23 protein-coding genes are annotated in these 22304 nt (G+C 50.2%); 6 read left to right on the forward strand and 17 right to left on the reverse strand.

Features of this window, described 5'->3' with window-relative positions:
• The first annotated feature begins 186 nt into the window (after positions 1-186).
• Positions 187-2277 carry a YccS/YhfK family putative transporter gene (locus VJY99_RS15040; RefSeq protein WP_324119853.1) on the forward strand — a complete coding sequence of 697 codons (2091 nt, stop codon included), beginning with the start codon at positions 187-189 and terminating at the stop codon, positions 2275-2277.
• A 40-nt stretch (positions 2278-2317) separates the two neighbouring features.
• Here the strand turns inward: VJY99_RS15040 and argD are convergent, their stop codons facing one another.
• The 5 genes from argD to ppiA all read right to left on the reverse strand — a co-directional run bounded on the left by argD (position 2318) and on the right by ppiA (position 5684).
• Positions 2318-3544: a bifunctional acetylornithine/succinyldiaminopimelate transaminase gene (argD, locus tag VJY99_RS15045; RefSeq protein WP_324119855.1), complete on the reverse strand. Its 1227-nt coding sequence runs from the start codon at positions 3542-3544 to the stop codon at positions 2318-2320.
• A 100-nt stretch (positions 3545-3644) separates the two neighbouring features.
• On the reverse strand, positions 3645-4208 hold the full coding sequence (gene pabA / locus VJY99_RS15050; protein ID WP_324119857.1) for an aminodeoxychorismate synthase component 2: 564 nt from the start codon (positions 4206-4208) through the stop codon (positions 3645-3647).
• A 33-nt stretch (positions 4209-4241) separates the two neighbouring features.
• Complete coding sequence (locus VJY99_RS15055; RefSeq protein WP_324119859.1) at positions 4242-4844, reverse strand: putative adenosine monophosphate-protein transferase Fic; 603 nt, start codon at positions 4842-4844, stop codon at positions 4242-4244.
• Complete coding sequence (locus VJY99_RS15060; protein ID WP_324119861.1) at positions 4834-5004, reverse strand: YhfG family protein; 171 nt, start codon at positions 5002-5004, stop codon at positions 4834-4836. Before VJY99_RS15060 ends, VJY99_RS15055 begins: the two co-directional genes overlap by 11 nt.
• Before the next feature lie 107 nt (positions 5005-5111).
• Positions 5112-5684, reverse strand: a complete 573-nt coding sequence (gene ppiA / locus VJY99_RS15065; RefSeq protein WP_324119863.1) for a peptidylprolyl isomerase A — start codon at positions 5682-5684, stop codon at positions 5112-5114.
• A 618-nt stretch (positions 5685-6302) separates the two neighbouring features.
• Between ppiA and nirB the strand changes: the two genes are divergently transcribed.
• The 5 genes from nirB to VJY99_RS15090 all read left to right on the forward strand — a co-directional run bounded on the left by nirB (position 6303) and on the right by VJY99_RS15090 (position 11906).
• Positions 6303-8855, forward strand: a complete 2553-nt coding sequence (gene nirB / locus VJY99_RS15070) for a nitrite reductase large subunit NirB (protein WP_324119865.1) — start codon at positions 6303-6305, stop codon at positions 8853-8855.
• Positions 8852-9178: a nitrite reductase small subunit NirD gene (gene nirD, locus VJY99_RS15075; RefSeq protein WP_324119867.1), complete on the forward strand. Its 327-nt coding sequence runs from the start codon at positions 8852-8854 to the stop codon at positions 9176-9178. Before nirB ends, nirD begins: the two co-directional genes overlap by 4 nt.
• Before the next feature lie 138 nt (positions 9179-9316).
• Positions 9317-10123 carry a nitrite transporter NirC gene (gene nirC / locus VJY99_RS15080; protein WP_324119869.1) on the forward strand — a complete coding sequence of 269 codons (807 nt, stop codon included), beginning with the start codon at positions 9317-9319 and terminating at the stop codon, positions 10121-10123.
• Positions 10124-10142: 19 nt separating this feature from the next.
• Positions 10143-11516 (forward strand): siroheme synthase CysG, encoded by a 1374-nt coding sequence (gene cysG / locus VJY99_RS15085; RefSeq protein ID WP_324119871.1) that lies wholly within the window; start codon positions 10143-10145, stop codon positions 11514-11516.
• A gap of 216 nt (positions 11517-11732) precedes the next feature.
• Complete coding sequence (locus tag VJY99_RS15090; RefSeq protein ID WP_064542878.1) at positions 11733-11906, forward strand: DUF4223 family protein; 174 nt, start codon at positions 11733-11735, stop codon at positions 11904-11906.
• A 181-nt stretch (positions 11907-12087) separates the two neighbouring features.
• On the opposite strand, the gene trpS is transcribed toward VJY99_RS15090, so the two are convergent.
• The 12 genes from trpS to VJY99_RS15150 form a co-directional block, all read right to left on the reverse strand.
• The gene (gene trpS / locus VJY99_RS15095; RefSeq protein WP_324119874.1) at positions 12088-13092 is read right to left on the reverse strand and encodes a tryptophan--tRNA ligase; all 1005 of its coding nucleotides are present in this window, start codon (positions 13090-13092) and stop codon (positions 12088-12090) included.
• A complete protein-coding gene (locus VJY99_RS15100) occupies positions 13085-13798 on the reverse strand; it encodes a phosphoglycolate phosphatase (RefSeq protein ID WP_324119876.1) in 714 nt (237 codons plus the stop codon). Before VJY99_RS15100 ends, trpS begins: the two co-directional genes overlap by 8 nt.
• On the reverse strand, positions 13791-14468 hold the full coding sequence (gene rpe / locus VJY99_RS15105) for a ribulose-phosphate 3-epimerase (RefSeq protein ID WP_324119877.1): 678 nt from the start codon (positions 14466-14468) through the stop codon (positions 13791-13793). The genes VJY99_RS15100 and rpe overlap by 8 nt, the downstream gene beginning before the upstream one ends.
• A 45-nt stretch (positions 14469-14513) precedes the next feature.
• Entirely contained in the window at positions 14514-15332 is an 819-nt protein-coding gene (dam, locus tag VJY99_RS15110) for an adenine-specific DNA-methyltransferase (protein WP_324119879.1), read from the reverse strand.
• A gap of 64 nt (positions 15333-15396) precedes the next feature.
• Positions 15397-16722 (reverse strand): cell division protein DamX, encoded by a 1326-nt coding sequence (gene damX / locus VJY99_RS15115; RefSeq protein WP_324119881.1) that lies wholly within the window; start codon positions 16720-16722, stop codon positions 15397-15399.
• 97 nt (positions 16723-16819) lie between these two features.
• Entirely contained in the window at positions 16820-17908 is a 1089-nt protein-coding gene (aroB, locus tag VJY99_RS15120) for a 3-dehydroquinate synthase (RefSeq protein WP_324119883.1), read from the reverse strand.
• 60 nt (positions 17909-17968) lie between these two features.
• Positions 17969-18490, reverse strand: a complete 522-nt coding sequence (gene aroK, locus VJY99_RS15125) for a shikimate kinase AroK (protein WP_064542836.1) — start codon at positions 18488-18490, stop codon at positions 17969-17971.
• 319 nt (positions 18491-18809) lie between these two features.
• Entirely contained in the window at positions 18810-20057 is a 1248-nt protein-coding gene (pilQ, locus tag VJY99_RS15130) for a type IV pilus secretin PilQ (RefSeq protein WP_324119886.1), read from the reverse strand.
• Positions 19996-20382, reverse strand: coding sequence for a HofP DNA utilization family protein (locus VJY99_RS15135; protein ID WP_324119888.1), 387 nt, complete (start codon positions 20380-20382; stop codon positions 19996-19998). Before VJY99_RS15135 ends, pilQ begins: the two co-directional genes overlap by 62 nt.
• Positions 20372-20839: a hypothetical protein gene (locus VJY99_RS15140; protein WP_324119890.1), complete on the reverse strand. Its 468-nt coding sequence runs from the start codon at positions 20837-20839 to the stop codon at positions 20372-20374. The genes VJY99_RS15135 and VJY99_RS15140 overlap by 11 nt, the downstream gene beginning before the upstream one ends.
• Positions 20823-21377 (reverse strand): PilN domain-containing protein, encoded by a 555-nt coding sequence (locus VJY99_RS15145; RefSeq protein ID WP_324119891.1) that lies wholly within the window; start codon positions 21375-21377, stop codon positions 20823-20825. Before VJY99_RS15145 ends, VJY99_RS15140 begins: the two co-directional genes overlap by 17 nt.
• Complete coding sequence (locus tag VJY99_RS15150) at positions 21374-22198, reverse strand: pilus assembly protein (RefSeq protein ID WP_324119893.1); 825 nt, start codon at positions 22196-22198, stop codon at positions 21374-21376. The genes VJY99_RS15145 and VJY99_RS15150 overlap by 4 nt, the downstream gene beginning before the upstream one ends.
• Positions 22199-22304: the final 106 nt, after the last annotated feature.

Consider the following 22304-nt stretch of genomic DNA (forward strand, 5'->3'; position numbering starts at 1 on the left):
TCTTAAAAAATGGCGTGTCACTCCGGTAACACGCCTTTTTTATTTGCAATTTGCGGTGCTCTACACCCGATTAATTGGAGTTGCAACAAGGCAGCAAGTGAGCTTATCCCGATGAGCTTACTTGAGTAAGTGATTTGGGTAAGCGAGTGCAGCCAACGCCGTTGCGGCTTCAAGTAAGAAGGGTATATGTGGCGAAGACTGATCTACCATCCCGAAGTTAACTACGCCCTGCGGCAAACGCTGGTGCTGTGCCTTCCTGTGGGGATAGGTTTACTGCTTGGAAATTTGCAGTTAGGACTGCTTTTCTCGTTAGTACCCGCTTGTTGCAACATTGCCGGTCTGGATACCCCCCATAAGCGCTTCTTTAAACGCCTGATTGTTGGCAGCACTCTTTTTGCAGTCAGCAGTTTCATCATGCAGCTTTTGCTGCTGTACTCTGCCGTGCCATTGCCCCTTATTCTCGTCGTTATGGCGCTCTTGCTGGGTGTCACCGCTGAAATCAGTACCCTACACGCTCGTTTGCTTCCTGCCTCGCTTATTGCTGCCATCTTTACGCTGAGCATGGCCGGAAGTATGCCTATCTGGAAGCCGATGGCGTTGTATGTCTCCGGCACGATTTGGTATGGGGTATTTAACTGGTTTTGGTTCTGGATGTGGCGCGAGCAGCCGTTGCGCGAATCGTTAAGCCTGCTCTATCGCCAATTAGCAGATTACTGTGAAGCCAAATACAGCATGCTGACTCAGCATGCTGATCCCGAAACCTCACTCCCACCGCTGCTCGCTCTCCAGCAAAAAGCTGTCGATCTGATCACTATCTGCTACCAACAACTGCATATGCTGCCGATAAATCAGCAAAACGGTTACAAGCATTTGTTACGCTCTTTTCAGGTCGCATTAGATTTACAAGAGCACATTTCCGTCAGTTTGCATCAACCTGCCGAAGTGCAAAAACTTGTCGCGCAAAGCCATGCGGAAGCAGTGATTCGCTGGAATGCGCAGACCATTGCAGCGCGCTTGCGTGTTCTGGCCGATGACATTCTTTACCATCGTTACCCGCAGCGTTTTACGATGGAGATGCAAATTGAAGCTCTCGAGAAAATCGCTCGTCGGAACCCGGATAACCCGGTCGGGCAGTTTTGCCATTATCACTTCAGCCGTATCGCGCGAGTTTTACGTATCCAACGTCCGTTGTACATCCGTGACTTGATGGAAGACCGACAACGCCGCTTGCCTGTGTGGGCAGCACTGAAAAGCTATTTGTCGTTGAAATCAGCAGCCCTGCGCAACGCCGCCCGGTTAGGCGTGATGCTAACTATCGCGAGTCTTTTTGGGCTATTTTTACAGCTGCCAAAACCCTACTGGATTTTAATGACGGTGATGTTTGTGACGCAAAATGGCTACGGCGCCACGCGGGTACGCATTCTGCACCGTTCGGTCGGGACCATTGCCGGTCTGGCCATTGCGGGCATCGCCCTGCACTTTCACTTTCCGCAAGATATTGCGTTGGCCGCGATGCTGGTCATTACGCTCGTCAGCTATTTGTTTATTCGTCAGAGCTACGGCTGGGCGACAATTGGCTTTACCGTGACGGCGGTCTATACCCTGCAATTGTTAACGCTCAGCGCCGAGCAATTTATCGTTCCGCGTTTGATAGATACCCTGCTGGGTTGTTTGATTGCCTTCGGCGGCATGGTGTGGCTGTGGCCGCAATGGCAAAGTGGCTTGCTGCGCCAGAACGCCCACGATGCACTGGAGACAGACCAGGAGGCCATTCGTCTTATCCTGAGCAACGACCCTGAGTCCACACCGTTGGCCTACCAACGGATGAAAGTCAATCAAGCCCATAATGCGCTGTTTAACTCACTGAATCAGGCGATGCAGGAACCCGGTTTCAACTCGCATTATCTGTCAGATATGAAACTGTGGGTGACGCACAGCCAGTTTATTGTCGAACACATTAATGCAATGACGACTCTAGCCCGCGAGCATAATATGCTGACCCCGGATTTAGCCCAGCGTTATTTGCAGTCATGTGAAATTGCGCTGCAACGATGCCAACAGCGGCTTCAGTACGATGGGCCTGGTGAGACTAACGACGCGAATATTCTCGACCCCCTGGAAGGGCTTCCGAGTGGGCCTTTAAGCACGATGGAACAACATTTACAGCGAATTTTGGGCCACCTCAGCACCATGCACACCATTTCTTCGGTTGCATGGCGTCAGCGCCCACATCATGGTATTTGGCTGAACCGTTTACGGCGGCCAGAGAGTAAATAAAACCGCGTCATCCGCCATTATTACCGGATGACGCTGGGGCTTAAACGGCCTGGGATACGACTTTCGCCACCGCTTTAGCGAAGCGCGTCATACCTTCGTCGATATCAGCATTTTCAACGATCAAGGCTGGTGCAAAGCGCATGACATCAGGCCCGGCATTCAAAACCATCACGCCTTCGTCAGCAGCAGCGTGGAGGAATTCACGGGCACGGCCTTGGTATTGTGGTTTCAGCTCTGCGCCAATCAACAAGCCCATGCCGCGAATATCGCTGAATACGTCAAACTGCTCATCAATTTGCTGCAAATGCTTCACGAACTGCTGACGCTTTTCCGTTACGCCATTCAATACTTCAGAGGTATTGATGATATCAAACGCCGCACCCGCAACGGCACACGCTAGCGGATTTCCGCCGTAAGTTGAACCGTGTGTCCCCACATGGAATGCCGAGGCTATTTCTTGTGTCGTCAACATGACACTCACAGGGAAACCGCCACCCAACGCTTTAGCGCTGGTCAAAATATCCGGTGTCACGCCGTAATGCATATACGCAAACAGCTCACCGATACGCCCCATGCCACACTGAACTTCATCGAACACCAACAGCGCTTTATGCTCGTCACACAGGGTGCGTAAGCCTTGCAGGAATTCAGGCGTTGCCGCCATTACGCCGCCTTCACCCTGAATGGGCTCAACCACCACCGCGCAGGTGTGATCGTCCATCACCGCTTTTACCGCATGCAAATCGTTAAATGGCACATGGATAATATCGGCAGGTTTCGGACCAAAACCATCGGAATATTTCGGCTGACCACCCACAGAAACGGTAAACAGTGAACGACCGTGGAAGGCGTTATGGAAGGCAATAATTTTGGTTTTATACGGGCTATGGCGAGTGGATGCGTAATAACGCGCCAGTTTAAATGCGGTTTCATTCGCCTCAGTGCCGGAATTCATAAACAGCACGCGTTCAGCAAAAGTGGCGTCAATCAACTTACGTCCAAGACGCAGCGCGGGTTCGTTGGTGAAAACATTACTGGTATGCCACAGCGTTTCACCCTGGCTTTTTAACGCTTCCACGAGCGTGGGATGGCAGTGGCCCAATGCCGTTACCGCAATCCCGCCTGCGAAATCAACATACTCTTTCCCTTGTTGATCCCAAATGCGGCTTCCCAGGCCTTTTACCGGAATAAATTCTGCCGGTGCATAAATCGGCAGAATGACTTCATCGAAAGTTGCGCGGGTAATTGCTGATTGTTCAGTGATCATTTATTGCCTATCCCCTTTTTACGCATAAATACTTCATAAAAGACGCATGAAAATATAATCATGAAATATGCATAAAAAATCATTTATTGGCAATAAAAAATCAATACTTCAGAAAATTGGCTAGCAGTTGATGCCCCTGCTCGCTGAGAATGCTTTCCGGATGAAACTGCACACCTTCCAGCGCGAGTTCACGATGGCGGATGCCCATAATTTCTTGCTTATCCGTCCACGCCGTCACGTCGAAACACGCGGGTAAAGTTGCCGGGTCGATAATCAAAGAGTGATAACGCGTCACGGTAAGAGGATTGTTCAGGCCGCTGAAAACACCGGTATTATTATGGGAAATAGCCGAAGTTTTACCGTGCATGACCTTTTGGGCACGGACAATCGTTGCACCAAATGCTTGCGCAATAGCCTGATGCCCCAGACAAACACCAAGGATCGGTAGCTTTCCGGCGAAGTGGGTAATTGCCGCAAGAGAAATACCCGCTTCAGTAGGCGTGCAAGGTCCGGGTGAGATAACCAGATGTTCTGGTGCCAACGCGCTGATTTCAGAAAGGGTCAGCTCATCGTTACGCTTCACCAGGACTTCAGCGCCTAACTCGCAAAAATACTGATAAAGGTTCCAGGTGAATGAATCGTAATTGTCGATAAGCAGTAGCATCGCGGCTCCGGGGTAAAAAAGAACCGCGCTATTCTATTCGCTTTCGCACGCTTCGCTCACCACTTTAGTGAAAATCTCCGTTAGCGGGGCCAAATCACCCAACGCCCCGGCCTGATTGGCTGCTTCCCAAGCCTCAGGTACAACACTCTTCCAGTCCAAAACATAACCGGCATGAATCGCTAGCTGCTCGAAGAAAACACGTTGTGCGCGACCACTGCCAATACGGAAAGGATGCAGAACATTTATCTCGCAATAATAATGCGCCACACGAGAAATGAACTCGTTTCTGGCAAGTCCCGTAAGGTAATGCTCGTCTTCCAGCTCCTGCATCAAATCGTTACCTTCATTTTCGATGTACTCGAAATGGCAGAAACGCGTTTCTCCCTGATAGATATCGATCTGGCGCAATTCCCCCGCCCAATCAAATACATCCTGGAAAAGTTGCTGATGGATTGAGCACAACCATGGCAACCCCATGTGTGCAGGACCAAGTTCGATAGTCGCGGCTCTCAGTGCCGTCAGCTCCCCCTCAGCCTGCTGCAAACGTTCCGCTTCACGAATATCAAGCCGGTTACGCAAAACATGAATACCCGACCAAAAATAAGGGTCGCGTCCTTCACCGAATTTATCGCTCATAGTGCCCCCGTAATTCAGTAATACGAATCAGGGCCTCGTCACGCGTGAGGGTAATCAACGGGATTTCAATTCCTTCCAGCCGATTACTGGCCTGAAATGAACGGCTTCGCTGCTGCTGCCAAAGACGGGACTTTTGTTTGTCGGTAAGTTTCTTTGCCATGGTGCCTCCCTAACATGACCCTTTCTTGCCACAAGTATAAGCAGCAATCGGTGGAAGTGCAGGAAGGAGAAGATTGCGCAGGTAGAGAATACCCGCGCAGGAATTTTTTACGGCAGGACTTTTGCGGAGAGGATAACGACAGGTTTTGACGGAACATTTTGGTATGGACCGACATCATGCGTCTGCACCTGAGAGATCTTATCGGCGACGTCCATCCCTTTCACAACTTTACCAAATACCGCATAACCGAAGTCGCGTTGGCCGTGATCGAGGAAAGCATTGTCTGCCACGTTGAGGAAGAACTGGCTGGTTGCGCTGTCTTTATCTGCGGTGCGTGCCATGGAAATGGTGCCGCGAGTATTGCGCAGGCCGTTATCCGCTTCGTTTTTGATTGGTGGATTTGGCTGTTTCTGATTCATATCTTCAGTAAAGCCACCACCCTGAAGCATGAAACCTGGGATCACTCGGTGGAAAATGGTGTTGTTGTAAAAGCCGCTGTTCACATAATCCACGAAGTTTTTCGCAGAGACAGGGGCTTTTTGGCTGTTTAACTCAAGCTCAATTTCACCTGATGAAGTTGTCAGCAGGACGTGTGGGTCACCTTTAGCAGCAAGTGCCGCAGGAGATAGCGCGGTAAGAGCAAACACTGTTGCTACGGCCGCCAGAGTCGATTTGAGCATGAATAATTCCTTACGAAGGCAGTAAATGAACCAAGTTGCTAGATTCTAAAGAGGCACTAAGCTATGCGCCAGCCATTTACTGTTTTTTACTTTCACACAAATCAATAAGTTAAATGTACGAGGCGTCATACAGCTCATTTAATGTGACTTAGATCACCTAAAAAGCGCACTTGAAGGTCAAAAATTCATAAATTGTATGAATGAGCCACACTTTAACTAAAACCCATTCTTCTCGAACGCTGCCAAAGTACTGGGTTCATTGCAGACCAAAATTGCCTCAGCAAAACGGGTTAACTTCGTCCTGGCTTGCGGCACGGCAAACGGCAAACACCTTCCCTGCCCGCACCGACCCACGCACATTTTGAATTAACTCCAACACTTTGTTGTTCCTACCCACCTCTTCTTGATTAACTGCACCTGCTTCCTGGCACCCCCATCAAAATGAGGACATTTATTGTCTATTTCCGAATAGCCAAACAATTCCACAACTTAGAAAAACTCACTAAAATCATACATATACCCATTAAGAGGTATATAAAGGTGTATTTGATTTGTATCAATAAGCGCCATGGCTGAATCGTTAAGGTAGGCAGTAATAGAAAAGAAATTGAGGCAATTATGAGCAAAGTCAAAATCGCAATCATCGGTAATGGCATGGTTGGCCATCGCTTTATCGAAGACCTACTTGATAAAGCCCTGCCAGGCCAATTCGATATTACTGTTTTTTGTGAAGAGCCGCGTAAAGCCTATGATCGCGTCCACCTCTCTTCCTATTTTTCTCATCATACCGCTGAAGAGTTATCCCTGGTTCGTGACGGCTTTTACGAAAAACATGGCGTAAAAGTGCTGGTTGGCGAACGCGCCATCACCATTAACCGCCAGGAAAAAGTTATCCACTCGAATACCGGTCGCACCGTGTATTACGACAAACTTGTGATGGCGACCGGTTCCTACCCGTGGATCCCACCGATCAAAGGCTCAGAAACACAAGACTGTTTCGTCTACCGCACCATCGAAGATTTAAAAGCCATTGAAGGGTGCGCCCGTCGTAGTAAACGCGGTGCCGTTATCGGTGGCGGTTTGCTGGGCCTTGAAGCTGCTGGCGCACTGAAAAACCTCGGCGTCGAAACCCACGTTATCGAATTTGCCCCAATGCTGATGGCCGAGCAGCTCGACCGCATGGGCGGCGAACAGCTACGCAATAAAATCGAAAGCATGGGCGTACGGGTTCATACCAGCAAAAACACCCAGGAAATCGTGCAAGAAGGTCACCAAGCGCGGAAAACCATGCGTTTTGCTGACGGCACCGACCTGGAAGTGGACTTTATCGTCTTCTCAACGGGTATCCGCCCACGCGATAAACTCGCCACTCAGTGTGGCCTGGTAACAGGGCAACGCGGCGGCATCGCCGTCAACGACACCTGCCAGACTTCCGACCCGGACATTTACGCCATTGGCGAATGCGCCAGCTGGAATAACCGTACCTTTGGCCTGGTAGCTCCTGGCTACAAAATGGCGCAGGTCACTGCTGACCACCTGATCGGTAGCGAAAACGCCTTCGAAGGCGCAGACATGAGCGCCAAGCTGAAACTGCTGGGCGTGGATGTTGGCGGGATTGGTGATGCACAGGGCCGCACACCAAATTGCCGCAGCTATGTTTATCTGGATGAAAGCAAAGAAGTTTATAAGCGCCTGATTGTCAGCGCTGACAACAAAACCCTGCTCGGTGCGGTTCTGGTGGGCGACACCAGCGACTACGGCAACCTGCTGCAACTGGTGCTCAATAACATCGAGCTGCCAGAAAACCCAGATGCTCTGATTCTGCCTGCGCATGCCAGCTCAGGTAAGCCAGCGATGGGTGTCGACAAACTGCCAGACAGCGCGCAAATCTGTTCCTGCTTTGATGTCACCAAAGGCCATCTGATTAAAGCTATCAACAAAGGCTGCCATACCGTTGCCGCGTTGAAAACAGAAACCAAAGCCGGCACTGGCTGCGGCGGTTGTATTCCGTTGATTACCCAAGTCTTGAATGCCGAACTGAGCAAGCAAGGTATCGAAGTGAACCATAACCTGTGTGAGCACTTCGCGTTTTCTCGTCAGGAGTTGTACCACCTGATCCGCGTTGAAGGCATTAAATCCTTCGACGAGTTACTGGGAAAATACGGTAAAGGTTACGGTTGTGAAGTCTGTAAACCGACTGTCGGTTCGCTGCTGGCTTCTTGCTGGAATGACTATGTGCTGGCGCCGCAGCATACGCCGCTGCAAGACACTAACGATAACTTCCTCGGTAACATCCAGAAAGATGGGACTTACTCAGTCATTCCACGTTCTGCAGGGGGCGAAATCACCCCAGAAGGCCTGATGGAAGTTGGCCGGATCGCTCGCGAATTCAATCTCTACACCAAAATTACCGGCTCCCAACGTATCGGCCTGTTTGGTGCTCAGAAAGACGATTTACCAGAAATCTGGCGTCAATTGATTGAGGCTGGTTTTGAAACCGGCCACGCCTACGCGAAGGCGCTGCGTATGGCGAAAACCTGTGTTGGTAGCACCTGGTGTCGTTACGGTGTCGGCGATAGCGTCGGTTTCGGCGTTGAGCTGGAAAACCGTTACAAAGGCATTCGCACCCCGCACAAAATGAAATTCGGTGTCTCGGGCTGTACTCGTGAATGTGCTGAAGCACAGGGTAAAGACGTGGGCATTATCGCCACCGAAAAGGGCTGGAACCTGTATGTCTGCGGCAATGGCGGCATGAAGCCACGCCACGCTGATTTACTGGCTGCAGATTTAGACAGTGAAACGCTGATCAAATACCTCGACCGTTTCATGATGTTCTACATCCGTACTGCAGACAAACTGACCCGTACCGCACCTTGGCTCGACAGCCTGGAAGGCGGCATCGAATACCTGAAACAAGTCATTATCGACGACAAACTGGGTCTGAACGATCAACTCGAAGCTGAGCTGGCGCGCCTGCGCGAGAAAGTGATTTGCGAGTGGACTGAAACGGTAAATACCCCAGAAGCTCAAGTTCGCTTCAAACACTTTATCAATAGTCCGCAGCGTGACCCGAATGTGCAGATTGTCCCTGAGCGTGAGCAACACCGTCCGGCGACACCTTACGAGCGTATCCCGGTCACCCTGGTAGAAGAAGTGGAGGAAAATGTATGAGCCAGTGGAATACTGTTTGCCAGTTAAACGACATCCTGCCTGCTACCGGTGTTTGCGCATTGGTGGGAAATCAGCAGATCGCCATATTCCGCCCACGTCATGACGATCAGGTTTTCGCTATTAGCAACATCGACCCATTCTTTGAAGCCAGCGTGTTGTCTCGTGGGTTAATTGCCGAACACCAGAACGAACTATGGGTTGCCAGTCCATTGAAAAAACAGCGTTTCAGACTGCGTGATGGATTGTGCATGGAAGATGAGAGCCGCTCTATCGCGCACTATAAAGCGCGTGTACAAGATGGACAGGTTCAGATTAAAGCATAAAAAAAGCCCCTGAGGCTTCAACGTAGGGCGCATTAGCAACGCGTCATCCGCCATTTACAGACGGTGGAAGACGCTACGCTTTTCCACCCTACGTTCTATTAAATTCTTATTTTCTTTTCATTTCTTGGGATGACAAAAATGTTCACCGATACCATTAATAAATGTGCGGCGAATGCCGCGCGCATTGCCAAATTGTCGAATAACAATCCTCTTGGTTTCTGGATAAGCTCCGCAATGGCGGGGGCTTATGTCGGCCTGGGTATCATTCTGATTTTCACTCTCGGTAATTTAGTCGAGCCTTCACTGCGTCCACTGGTTATGGGAGCGACCTTCGGCATCGCCCTGACGCTGGTCATCATTGCTGGCTCTGAATTATTCACCGGACACACGATGTTCCTGACGTTTGGTGTGAAAGCCGGCACCATTACCCACGGCCAGATGTGGGGCATATTGCCGAAAACCTGGTTAGGTAACCTGGTGGGTTCTGTGTTTGTTGCACTGCTCTATAAATGGGGTGGCGGTAGCCTTCTGCCGTTAGATACCAGCCTGGTACATACCGCTGCACTTGCAAAAACCACCGCTCCGGCCATGGTGCTGTTCTTTAAAGGGGCACTGTGTAACTGGTTGGTTTGTCTTGCAATCTGGATGGCTGTACGCACTGAAGGTGCAGCGAAATTCATCGCTATCTGGTGGTGTCTGCTGGCGTTTATCGCTTCCGGTTACGAACACTCCATTGCCAACATGACCCTGTTTGCCCTTTCCTGGTTTGGTCATCACAGCGACGCTTATACCCTTACTGGTATCGGTCACAACCTGCTGTGGGTAACGCTTGGGAATACCCTTTCTGGTGTAGTATTCATGGGTCTGGGTTATTGGTATGCTACTCCGAAAGCCGAACGTCCACAGCCTGAGCGAATCGCCGCGCCGGAGACTGCACGCAACTAACTTCTTGTGAGGATTCACTGTGGATCACCTGCCTATATTTTGTCAATTGCAAGGCCGTGCCTGCCTACTTGTCGGTGGTGGCGACGTTGCAGAACGTAAAGCGCGTTTGTTGATGGAGGCAGGTGCAAAAGTCACTGTAAATGCCCTGGATTTCTCCCCACAATTTCAGGTGTGGGCTGAACAGGGCATGATTACCCTGGTTCAGGGTGAATTCCTTCCAGCATTGCTTGATGAGAGTTGGTTAGCAATTGCCGCGACAGACAACGATGCTGTCAATCAATCCGTCAGTGATGCGTGCGAATCCCGCCGTATTTTCTGCAACGTCGTTGATGCGCCCAAGCAAGCCAGCTTCATCATGCCATCGATTATTGACCGCTCACCGCTAATGGTTGCTGTCTCTTCAGGTGGGACATCTCCCGTCCTTGCCCGCCTGCTACGTGAAAAACTCGAAGCCATTCTGCCGCTGCATTTGGGGAAAATCGCCTCTTACGCTGGCACGCTGCGTGGCCGAGTGAAAACCAATTTCAAAACCATGGGCGAGCGCCGTCGCTTCTGGGAGAAGTTCTTCACCAATGATCGTCTGGCACAGTATCTGGCCAACGAAGACCCATTAGCCATCGACAAAGAAACGGAGTCGATGTTCGCGACACCACTGGATCATCGAGGTGAAGTGGTCTTGGTCGGCGCAGGCCCTGGTGATGCCGGATTGCTGACCTTAAAAGGGTTACAGCAAATCCAACAGGCCGATGTCGTGGTGTATGACCGCCTGGTTTCCGATGACATCATGAACTTGGTTCGTCGCGATGCTGACCGTGTATTCGTGGGTAAACGTGCGGGTTATCACTGTGTCCCGCAAGAAGAGATTAATCAGATTTTGCTGCGAGAAGCGCAAAGCGGTAAACGCGTTGTGCGTCTGAAAGGTGGCGACCCGTTTATCTTTGGTCGTGGTGGCGAAGAGTTAGAAACGCTGTGTGACGGTGGCATTCCATTCTCTGTGGTTCCTGGTATTACTGCGGCGTCCGGCTGTTCCGCGTATTCAGGTATTCCATTAACTCACCGCGATTACGCGCAAAGTGTCCGTCTGGTAACAGGTCATTTGAAGACAGGTGGCGAGTTAGACTGGGAAAACCTGGCGGCAGAAAAACAGACTCTGGTGTTTTATATGGGCCTGAACCAAGCCCCAGCGATTCAGGCAAAACTGATTGAGCACGGTATGTCTGCTGATATGCCGGTCGCGCTGGTAGAAAACGGCACCGCAGTGACACAACGTGTAGTCAGTGGCGTATTAAGCGAACTCGGTGAATTATCGACACAGGTTGCAAGCCCGGCGCTGATTATTGTTGGGCGAGTGGTGGCATTGCGCGATAGGTTGAATTGGTTCTCGAACCACTAATTCTAATTTAAGATAAAAAAAAGGCTTGTCAGATTATTCCGGCAAGCCTTTTTATTTATAAGTTATTAATTATTTTACCAATCATTATAGGCAATATTTATTTCATGTAACCATGCGTCTGGTTTCAGACTTAGTGATATGGCAAGCAGCCCCTATACTTAATGGCCTTTTTGAAGTGCCTCATTACATCCAAGTAATTAATGATAGGGAATATCAATGAACAAGTTCGTAAAAGCTGCATCTGCACTGGCTGTCCTGGCTCTGTTGTCTGGCTGTACTGGTCATATTGAGAACAAAGACAAATCTTGCGGTTATGATTATTTACTGCACCCAGCCATTTCTATTTCTAAAATTATTGGTGGTTGTGGCCCAGCAACTCCACAAAAATAATAATAGCCACAAATTTTTAATACGCCCTCCCAGTGAGGGTGTTTTACTTTATAACCCTTCACCACTTTGCTGCAATATTCTCAGCACCGTCTGTGCACTACTGCGATTGGAATTAATACGAATCATACGTTGCAAAACCCTCTCTCGAAAGAGAGGGTCAGGGTGAGAATGGTTTTAAAAATTAAGGCTGTGCCACAAAACCAATGACGTCATAAACTTTCTTCAGCGTGGCGGCTGCGTGAGAGCGAGCTTTTACAGCGCCGTCTTTCATCACTTGCTGCAACAACGCTTCGTCGTTACGGAAACGGTTATAACGTTCCTGCAACTCAGTCAGCATGCCAGAAACCGCATCAGCAACATCACCTTTCAGATGACCATACATTTTTCCTTCAAACTGCTGTTCTAGTTCAGGGATTGATTTACCCGTGACTCCAGAAAGAATATCCAGCATGTTTGAAACACCCGCTTTATTAGCGGTGTCATAGCGAACGACAGGCGGCTCATCAGAGTCGGTTACCGCACGTTTGATTTTCTTCACTACCGATTTCGGGTCTTCCAGCAGGCCAATAACGTTATTGCGGTTATCGTCTGATTTAGACATTTTCTTCGTCGGCTCAAGCAGCGACATGACGCGTGCGCCTGATTTCGGAATAAACGGCTCTGGCACTTTGAACACATCGCCATACAGCGCATTGAAACGGGCAGCGATATCGCGACTCAGTTCCAGGTGCTGTTTCTGATCTTCACCGACCGGTACCAGGTTGGTTTGGTACAGCAGAATATCAGCCGCCATCAGAACCGGATAATCGAACAGACCGGCGTTAATGTTTTCCGCGTAACGGGAAGACTTGTCTTTAAACTGAGTCATGCGGCTCAGCTCACCGAAATAGGTGTAGCAGTTCAGCACCCAGCTTAGCTGCGCGTGCTCTGGCACGTGAGACTGTACGAAGATAGTGCTCTTTGCCGGATCAATTCCGCAGGCGAGGTAAAGCGCCAGGGTATCTAACGTCGCTTTACGCAGTTGAGTCGCATCCTGACGCACAGTAATTGCGTGCTGATCAACGATGCAGTAAATGCAATGGTAATCATCTTGCATATGGACCCACTGACGCAGCGCACCCATGTAGTTACCAATGGTCAATTCACCTGATGGCTGTGCGCCACTAAAGACAATGGGTTTACTCATGTTTCGATTCCTGATGTTCTTTGTTAGAGAGCCCTAATGCGGGCAATAAATCGTTGAAGTGGTCAAACACGTAATCAGGTTTGCTTAACGCGATGGCTTCACCATAGTTGTAACCGTAGGTCAGGCCAATAGAACAGCATCCCGCCGCCTGCGCTGCGAGAATGTCATTGCGGGAATCCCCAACAAACAACAGCTCTTCAGCACTCAAATTCAACTGTTCCATCACTTTGTGCAGCGCTTCGGGATGCGGTTTTTTATTTTCCACATCGTCGCCGCCAATAATGATTTGGAAGTAATGCGCGATACCCAATCTTTCCAGCATTGGCAGCACAAATGGTGTCGGCTTATTCGTCACAAGCCCCATAGGCAGACCTTTCTCGGCCAAAGCTGCCAGCGTGTTAGCCACTTCAGGGAACAAATAACTGCCTTCTTCCGCGGTTTGCGCGTAGAAGGAGTCAAAAATTTTACGTGCAATGCGGCATTGATCTTCTTGTGGCTCTTCGCCTTTTAACGCCCAGGTCAGCGCTCGCTGAACCAGGATATCAGCCCCATTGCCGATCCACTTTACCACTTTTTCTTCACCCGCAGCCGGCAACTCCAGTGCATACAGCGCCTGGTCCAAAGCCTCGGTTAGCCCCAATGCGGTGTCAACCAGCGTACCGTCTAAATCAAAGGCGATGCCGCGAATTTTATTTAACTTATCCATGACTTACCCTTGCCAACTCACTGCGCATACGGTCAATAACAGTTTTGTAATCCGGCTGATTGAAAATAGCAGAACCGGCGACAAACATATCTGCGCCTGCTGCAGCAATTTCAGCGATGTTGTCAACCTTCACGCCACCATCAACTTCCAGGCGGATGTCATAACCGGAAGCATCAATGCGCTCACGCACCTGACGCAGTTTTTCCAGCGTATGAGGAATGAAAGATTGCCCGCCAAAACCTGGGTTGACCGACATCAGCAAAATCACATCCAGCTTATCCATCACATGATCAAGGCAACTCAGCGACGTAGCCGGATTTAGCACCAGCCCCGCTTTGCAGCCATGTTCTTTAATCAGTTGCAGGGAACGATCAACATGCTCGGACGCTTCAGGATGGAAGGTGATGATGTTGGCACCGGCCGCGGCGAAATCCGGAATAATACGGTCAACGGGTTTCACCATCAGATGCACATCAACAGGCGCGGTAATCCCATAATCACGCAGGGCTTTTAATACCATCGGGCCGATGGTGAGATTCGGGACGTAGTGGTTATCCATAACATCAAAATGGACGACATCCGCACCAGCAGCCAATACCGCAGCTGTGTCTTCACCCAGGCGGGCAAAGTCGGCAGAGAGGATTGATGGGGCAATCAAAAACTGTTTCATCCGCTTCTCCAATAGCAAATCAAAAACGACTGCGGGCGAAACAGCCTAGGCACCTACTTTGTAAAGCGCCAGCAGTTCGTCCACCTTGTTACGTTTCTCGCCATTCCGGCTAATACTACGTCGCACTTGTACCACATGCAGTTTGGCTTGCTGATACCACACCCGGGTAAGCTCTGTGTCATGGTTAGAAATCAGAACCGGGATGCGATTTCCTCGCAGGTTTTCAGCTAATTGAGCCAGATGCTGTTGCTGCACCATATTAAAGCTATCAGTGTGGTACGCCGTAAAATTAGCAGTAGCAGACAATGGCGCGTACGGCGGGTCGCAATAGACCACAGATCCCGCGGCTACATTCGCCATGCTGACATCATACGACTGACACAGGAATGTGGCGTGTTGTGCCCGTTCGGCAAAATGATACAACTCCTCTTCTGGGAAGTAGGGTTTGATGTAGCGGCCAAACGGGACGTTGAATTCACCACGTAGGTTATAACGACAAAGGCCGTTGTAACAATGGCGGTTCAGATATAAAAACAGCAGTGCGCGACGGAATTCATCTTTGCATAGATTAAATTCAGTTCGATTGAGGTAGAACGCTTGTTCGTCGTTTTGTGCAGCGGTGAAGAGTTTTCGGGACTCCTCAACGTACTCATCCGTACGGGTTTTGACGATGTTGTATAGATTAATCAGATCGCTATTAATATCTGCGAGGATATAACGGGAGTAATCAGTATTCAGAAAGACTGAGCCAGCACCGACAAACGGCTCAATCAGACAGTCACCTTTCGGCAGATACTTTTTAATGTCTTCGAGCAGGGGGTATTTACCCCCTGCCCATTTCAGAAAAGCGCGATTTTTTTTCATGCTGCCTAACTATTTACACCTTTTCCTGCTGTGGAAAGGTTCCAACAGCGGCTGCGCTTGTTCATCACTTCAGATCAGACTGAACCTGATGGATAGGTTTTGCCCATGGGTTCTTGGCCTGTACATCAGCTGGCAATGTTGCAACAGCACGCTTTGCCTCATCTTTGCTGGCGTAAATACCGCTAACCAACACGTACCATGGCTGACCATTTCGTACTGTCTGGTAGACCATATAGTGTTGCAGTTTCTCTTTCTTCGCCCAGGCATTCAAGTTATCTGAGTTAGAAGAGGAGCTGAGTTGTAAGGTGTAATTGCTACCAGGAGCGCCTTTGATTGCGCCGCTATCACCCGCTACCGCGCCAGTGGCAGCAGTCACAGGGGCTGCTTTCGGTGCTGGTGCTGCTGGTGCTGGGACCGCTGCGGTTTCAGTGGCCGTTGCTTTTGGTGCAACGACGGTCACTGGGACTTTAACAGGTGCGGTCGCCGTTGGCGCCGTCACTGGCTCGCTACGTTTCGCAGTCGTTACCGGTTTGGGTTCCGCTACTGTGCTTTTCGCCACTGGCTGTTGCTTAGCCGGTTGAGCTTTTTGCGGCTCAATCACTGCAGTTTTACGTTCTTGACGTGGCGCTGCTTGCTTCGCAGGCTCTGATTTCGCGACCGGACGTGGAGCTGTCGTTGCGCTATTGCTACCCGCAACTGCCGCGACGGTAGCTGGTGCTGTTGGCAACGTTGAATTGCTCACAACATTGTCAATCTGGCCCGATTGTTGGGTCAGTGCATTATTCAGATCACCCGGAACTTCAACACGTTGCTGGCCCTGAGGTGCAGGCTGAGTTTGTGCGTCAGTAGGAGTTGAAGAAATTGCAGGAAGAGTCACTTCTTGAGGATTGCCTGCGTTTTCTGTCTGATTAACTGCTGATGTCGAACCAAGTTTCGGTTGCGCACCATTAGTCTGATCGGCGGCAGTGCTCGCGGAACCAGACAAATCGATGTTTTTCTCAGCACCTGATTTTTGATCTGCAGTTTCAGTCGTAGAAGGGGCTTTCAGCGCTGAACCAATCCCAATGATGAGTAGCAGCAGTACCAGGATACCAACGCCCATCATCAGATGCTGGCGGGAAACTGGGGCTTTCTGTTTAGCGGATTTTTTACGAGCACGTGCCGGACGACGTTCTTCTGCATCAACTTGCAGTTCATCTTCGCTTTCGTACTCTTCTTCTTCGTCACGAGTGCGGCGGGAACGCGCTGGACGAGACTCGTCGGCGTCTAATTCAACATCATCGACATTGATGTGTGGTTCACTGTCGCGATCATCAGCTCTACGGGTACGGCTTGAACGACGATCACTGGGATCGGGCTTCAGCTCATCTTCCGGTTTAAAATCATCCATTTAACACCCCACTCAAAGGCTTATGCCAGCGATACGAACTCAGCACATCACCCGAAGTTAAAAATCGCCTGGCTGCAGCGACCGAAATTTCTAATAATTAAGCCTGCTGACAATCAGCAATGGCGGACAAAACGACATCATGTGGCACTCCGCCACGCATTTCACTCTTCCCAATAGCCAGTGGCAACACTAATCGCAGCTCACCAGCCAAAACTTTCTTGTCACGCATCATGTGGGGCATATACGCGGCAGCAAGCATTTCTTTCGGCCCCGTCACGGGCAGCCCAGCACGTTGCAGCAGCTTGATGATTCGCTGTACATCGGCTTCACTGAAGTTACCAAGACGCTGTGCTGTACGCGCCGCCATGACCATACCAGCGGCAACAGCTTCACCATGCAACCAGTTACCATAACCCATTTCAGCTTCGATAGCATGACCAAAGGTGTGACCCAAATTCAGTAAAGCACGTAAGCCACTTTCGCGCTCGTCAGCCGCAACGACTTCTGCTTTCAGCTCACAACAACGGCGAATACACCAGGCCAAAGCTTTGCCATCAAGCGCAAGCAATGCATCCAGGTTTTCCTCAAGCCAATCGAAAAACTCACCGTCGAGAATAATGCCGTACTTGATCACTTCTGCCAGGCCAGATGCTAACTCTCGCGCCGGTAAAGTATTCAGACAGTCGAGATCCACCACAACCGAAGCTGGCTGGTAGAACGCACCAATCATATTTTTACCGAGGGGATGGTTAACGGCTGTTTTTCCGCCAACAGAAGAGTCCACTTGCGAAAGCAATGTGGTCGGAACTTGAATAAAACGTACGCCGCGTTGATAACTCGCGGCCGCAAAGCCAGTCAGGTCACCGACGACACCGCCGCCAAGGGCGATGAGTGTCGTGTCACGACCATGTGGCTTTTTAAGCAACGCGGTAAAGACAGTGTCTAATACTGCGAGGCTTTTAAATTGTTCGCCATCCGGAAGGATGACGGAATCGACTTTAACGCCCGCTTGCTCAAGCACGCCACGCACCTTATCCAGGTAGAGCGGCGCCAGGGTTTCATTGGTCACCAGCATCGTTTGGTCGCCAGCTTTCAACGGCCCAAAAGATGCCGAGTCACTAAATAACCCAGCAGCAATGGTGATAGGGTAACTACGTTCCCCGAGAGTGACTGTTAACCTCTCCATAACGCGAAGTCCACCTTGATGTTGCTTAGCCCGCAGGCGTTTTTTTCGATTAAGCCAGAATCAATTGCTTTCCAACATATGAATAATCTGGTTAGCAACCACTTTGGCACTTTGGTCGTCAGTGCGAATCGTCACATCAGCAATCTCTTCATAAAGAGGATTGCGCTCTTGAGCTAATGCTTCAAGAACTTCACGCGGTGGAGTCTCAACTTGCAGTAGTGGGCGCTTTTTATCACGCTGTGTACGAGCAAGCTGTTTTTCGATTGTGGTTTCAAGATACACCACAACTCCACGGGCGGAGAGACGGTTACGGGTCTCACGAGACTTCACAGAGCCGCCGCCAGTTGCCAGCACAATGCCCTGTTTTTCAGTGAGTTCGTTGATGATTTTTTCTTCGCGATCGCGGAAGCCGTCTTCGCCTTCAACGTCGAATACCCAGCCCACATCAGCTCCGGTACGTTTCTCAATCTCTTGATCAGAATCGAAAAATTCCATATTGAGTTGCTGAGCTAACTGACGCCCAATAGTGCTTTTGCCGGCACCCATAGGCCCAACCAGAAAGATATTGCGTTTCTCTGCCATTTTTTCGGTACTACTAAGACAATTCGTTGATGATAAACCCGCCCTGTTAAAACCAGGTGCAGCGGGACATGAACTGAAACCTCATATGCGATAGTGCGAGAGTCAGACTGAAAATTATCTCAATACTCAAGGTAGTTTGGCAACCGATTATATTCCCCAGCGTTCTCATGAAGAAGAAAATGCATCAATCAGGGTTATCTGTCACAAGTATTGTGCAACCAGCCTCTCGAAACGGTACACCTTGTAAGCTAATTCCTCTCCGCCGTCAAACACCTGAACACTGTTTCAAAAAAAAACTCCACTCCGCTGAACGAAAATACTACGGAACAGGGATAAGCCGCGGTGTAATAAATACCACTAATTCTCGGCGTTGATGATTTTTAGCATCATGGCGAAACAGACTACCGACTAGAGGTAGTGCGCCCAGCAGAGGGACACTATCACTACTGTCTTTGTTGTGCTGCTGGAAAATCCCGCCCAGTGCGAGGGTTTCGCCATTTTTCACGGCAACCACAGTTTCTATCTCTTGCTTGTCTATCGCCAACACTTCGCCATCAGCCTGCTGAATACTTTTGCCCGGCATGTTTTGGCTGATACGTAGTTTTAGACGAATGTTGCCATACGGCTGAATAGTTGGCGTCACTTCCATCCCCAGAACCGCCTCTTTAAATTCGATTGAAGTTGCCCCACTTTCACCGCTAGAAACCTGATAAGGGATCTCAGTACCTTGTTTAATGCTGGCAGGCTGCTGATGCGCCGCCATCAAGCGAGGGCTGGCAATAATCTCCAGTTGTTGCTGTTGTTCCAGAGCTGAAAGCTCAAGTTCCAACATTCGACCATCAATGCGGGCAATATTGAAGCCGATTTTTGTCGTCGCACTTGCGACTGAGAGATCGGCCGAGATTCCTGTGGGTTGATAGATTTTACTTTCTCCGGTTTGCTCCGCCGTTGACCATTTCACGCCCAGTTCACGCAGCTTATCCTTGTTGATGGTCACAATATGGGCTTCGATCTCGACCTGCCCAATCGGTAAATCCATTTCAGCAATCCAGGCACCGACCTGTTTCAACACATCTTTATTATCATGCACAATCAATCGGTTAGTTCGTTTATCCACCGTGATGTAGCCTAAGGGACTTATCAGTTTAGTTCCTGCCGACTTCAACGCAGCGGCTAACTCTTCAACCTCGGCATGATGAGGGGCAAATACCTGCTGCAAAATCGGTTGATTGAGGATGTGTTGTTTGCGCTGTTCCATCGCTAGCATTTGCTGCTCCCGCTGGCGAGCCTTAGGCTGAATTTGTATAACGTTGCCGTCCCGTTGTTGGCTGAGCTCCGCGCTATTGAGCACCAGTTGAAACGCTTGTTTCCACGGCACATTGATTAAGTTTAGCGACAACACCCCTTCAACTCCGGGGGCAATCAACAGGTTAACGTGTTGAGTTTCAGCCAGCGCCTGCAACACCTGGGTTATGGGTGCGTCATCAAGCACCAGTGAAATACCTTTATCGGCTTGGCTGGTGATTGGCAGCACCAGCGTCAGTAGTAATGCCCGCATCCATTGCATGTACTTTTCCTTTGATTTCCCAGCGGTAAGAAGAGAGTGGGCAGCCAGGGTCGAGTTTTGCGACGACGAATCCCTCACCCACACTTTCAATCTGCACACCTTTAAAGAGTTCGCTATCTGACTTAATTCGCCGCCATGCACCTTGCGGGCTGAGCATCAAAGCCGTGCTGGTCTCAGTTGAATTGATAACGCCCTTTAGTCCCCAACTCCCAAGCTGGGCAGCCAGACTGTCGCAAGGTGAAATATGTGGCTGAAACGGGTTTGGAGGTAGAGCCCAAGCCGAGGAGATGACCAGCAATATCAACCCACCCATGCTACGAATCATCGGTAAACTCCATGGTCAGCACCAGATTGAGTAACTCCCCTTGTGCCGTAATGGTGAACGAGTGTTCTGCCACAATCCGATATTCAGCGAGCCGTATGAATAATTCCGGCAGTTTTTCCCATGGAACCAGTATGTTCAGAACAGCGCTTTTATCGTCAGGCTGCCACTTCACTAATTGCCCGCCCGCTTGCCTGACAAACTCAGTCACGGAAAACAACGGTGGATTCGACGGGGAAATCGGTTGTTCAAGTGCAGTCAATTGCCGAATTTTGTGTCTTAACTCCGCCAGTTGTTGACCCATTTGCTCGCTGTTCGCTTGCAGCTGTTGAATTTGAGAGTGCTGCGGCAGTAACAGCAACAGCCCCGCGGCAAGCGTGGCCATACTGGTTATGGAAGCAAAGGTTACGACGCGAACCCAACGCGCCCCACTCAACCAGCGTTCAATTAGCCAGGGCATTTACCACCTCAGACAGCGTGAGTGTGAAACCGAAGCCAAATCCACCTTGTGATTCATGCTCAAGCGCGCCAGCCTTAACTTCAGCAATACCGTCAAGCTGAGCGAGCTCCTGTTCGAACCTCCGCATGTCTTCCAGCTCAGTCGCGTGCCCCTTAATCTCAATTCGCCCCTTTTGCAGGCTCAGAGAAGACAGCCAGGCTCCAGTAGGTAAGCCACCTGCCAGCCGGATCAATCGCTGCTCCCATATCTGCACGGCCTGTTGCTGCCCATCACGAATTTGCTGCAACCGCAGGCGTTTTCTTCGCAGCTCATCTAAGCCCAACCGTTGCTGATAGAGGGACTGCAATGCGGGGAGCATATTTGCCATGTATTCACGTTGAGTCTGCTGCTGGCTTAATTTCCATACCGATAACAGCCGCCAACCTGTTGTTAAAAGCGGTGCGAGTATTAAAACCAGAGCAAGTAAGACACTCCAATGGCGCACCCTCTTCTGGCGTAGTGTCTGGCGCCAGGGCAGCAAATTAATCAGTACGTTCATCGGGACACCCTGCCTATTGCCAGCCCTATCGCAACCGTAAACATCCCACCATGGCGCGGTAATGGTGGTTGAAAGCGTGATAGTGCAGACCAAGCATCCAACGGTAAAAAACCCGCCGGCTGTGACTCCGGTTGCGCGAAACTCAGTGCCACCCTCTCCGGCTCGGTTTTAAATTGCTGACAAAAATCGATAATCGTTGGCACGGTATGGGTATCAGCCCATCCCCAGCGTGGCGTTATTTCGGTAGACGCCCACAACCAGTGATTCCCTTCGCGATGCACTAGATACTCACACTTCTCCAAATGACACGGTGCAATAAGTAGCGGTAATGCACTCGCCCCTGGAGTCAGCGTGGCCGGATAGAGCTTTACCGCGGCCAGACTTTTTATCAACGCGGCGACATCTGTCTGGCGCGCAGCTATGATCAGATGCGGGTCAGCAACATCTTGTGACGCTAAATAATCCCAGCACAATTGCGCCGGTGTCATTTGCAGCTGCCGGGCGGTTGCTGATGCGATATACGCTTCACTTGCAGATTCAGCCAGATGTTTATCAGGGGCTGGAACGGGGCGTTGCAATGTTCTCTGAGTGGGGAAAGAAACACGTAATTGATGGCGCACCGGCAATTCTTTTCGCCAGTCCAGCATAGCTTTAGTGAATGCTTCAGCATTGGTTAACAAGCCGTCGCGAAAGGTTCCTTCGGGCAAGGGGAGTTGCCACCAATGCCGAAGCTGCCATCCTTGCCGCTGACGTTGAACAGCCACAGCACGAATGCTTTCATGTTGAATATCCAGGCCTATTTGCCAGGTTGCGAACATCATGATTACGATCTCCTTATCGCCCTGCGAGGAAAATGCCATACCAATGCCACTGGCTTGCCTTTATACTACCGCGCGGTTGTTTATAAACTGCCCAATGGAAACGTAA

Origin of the sequence: Buttiauxella sp. (assembly GCF_035271705.1) — a bacterium.
Classification (GTDB): Bacteria; Pseudomonadota; Gammaproteobacteria; order Enterobacterales; family Enterobacteriaceae; genus Buttiauxella.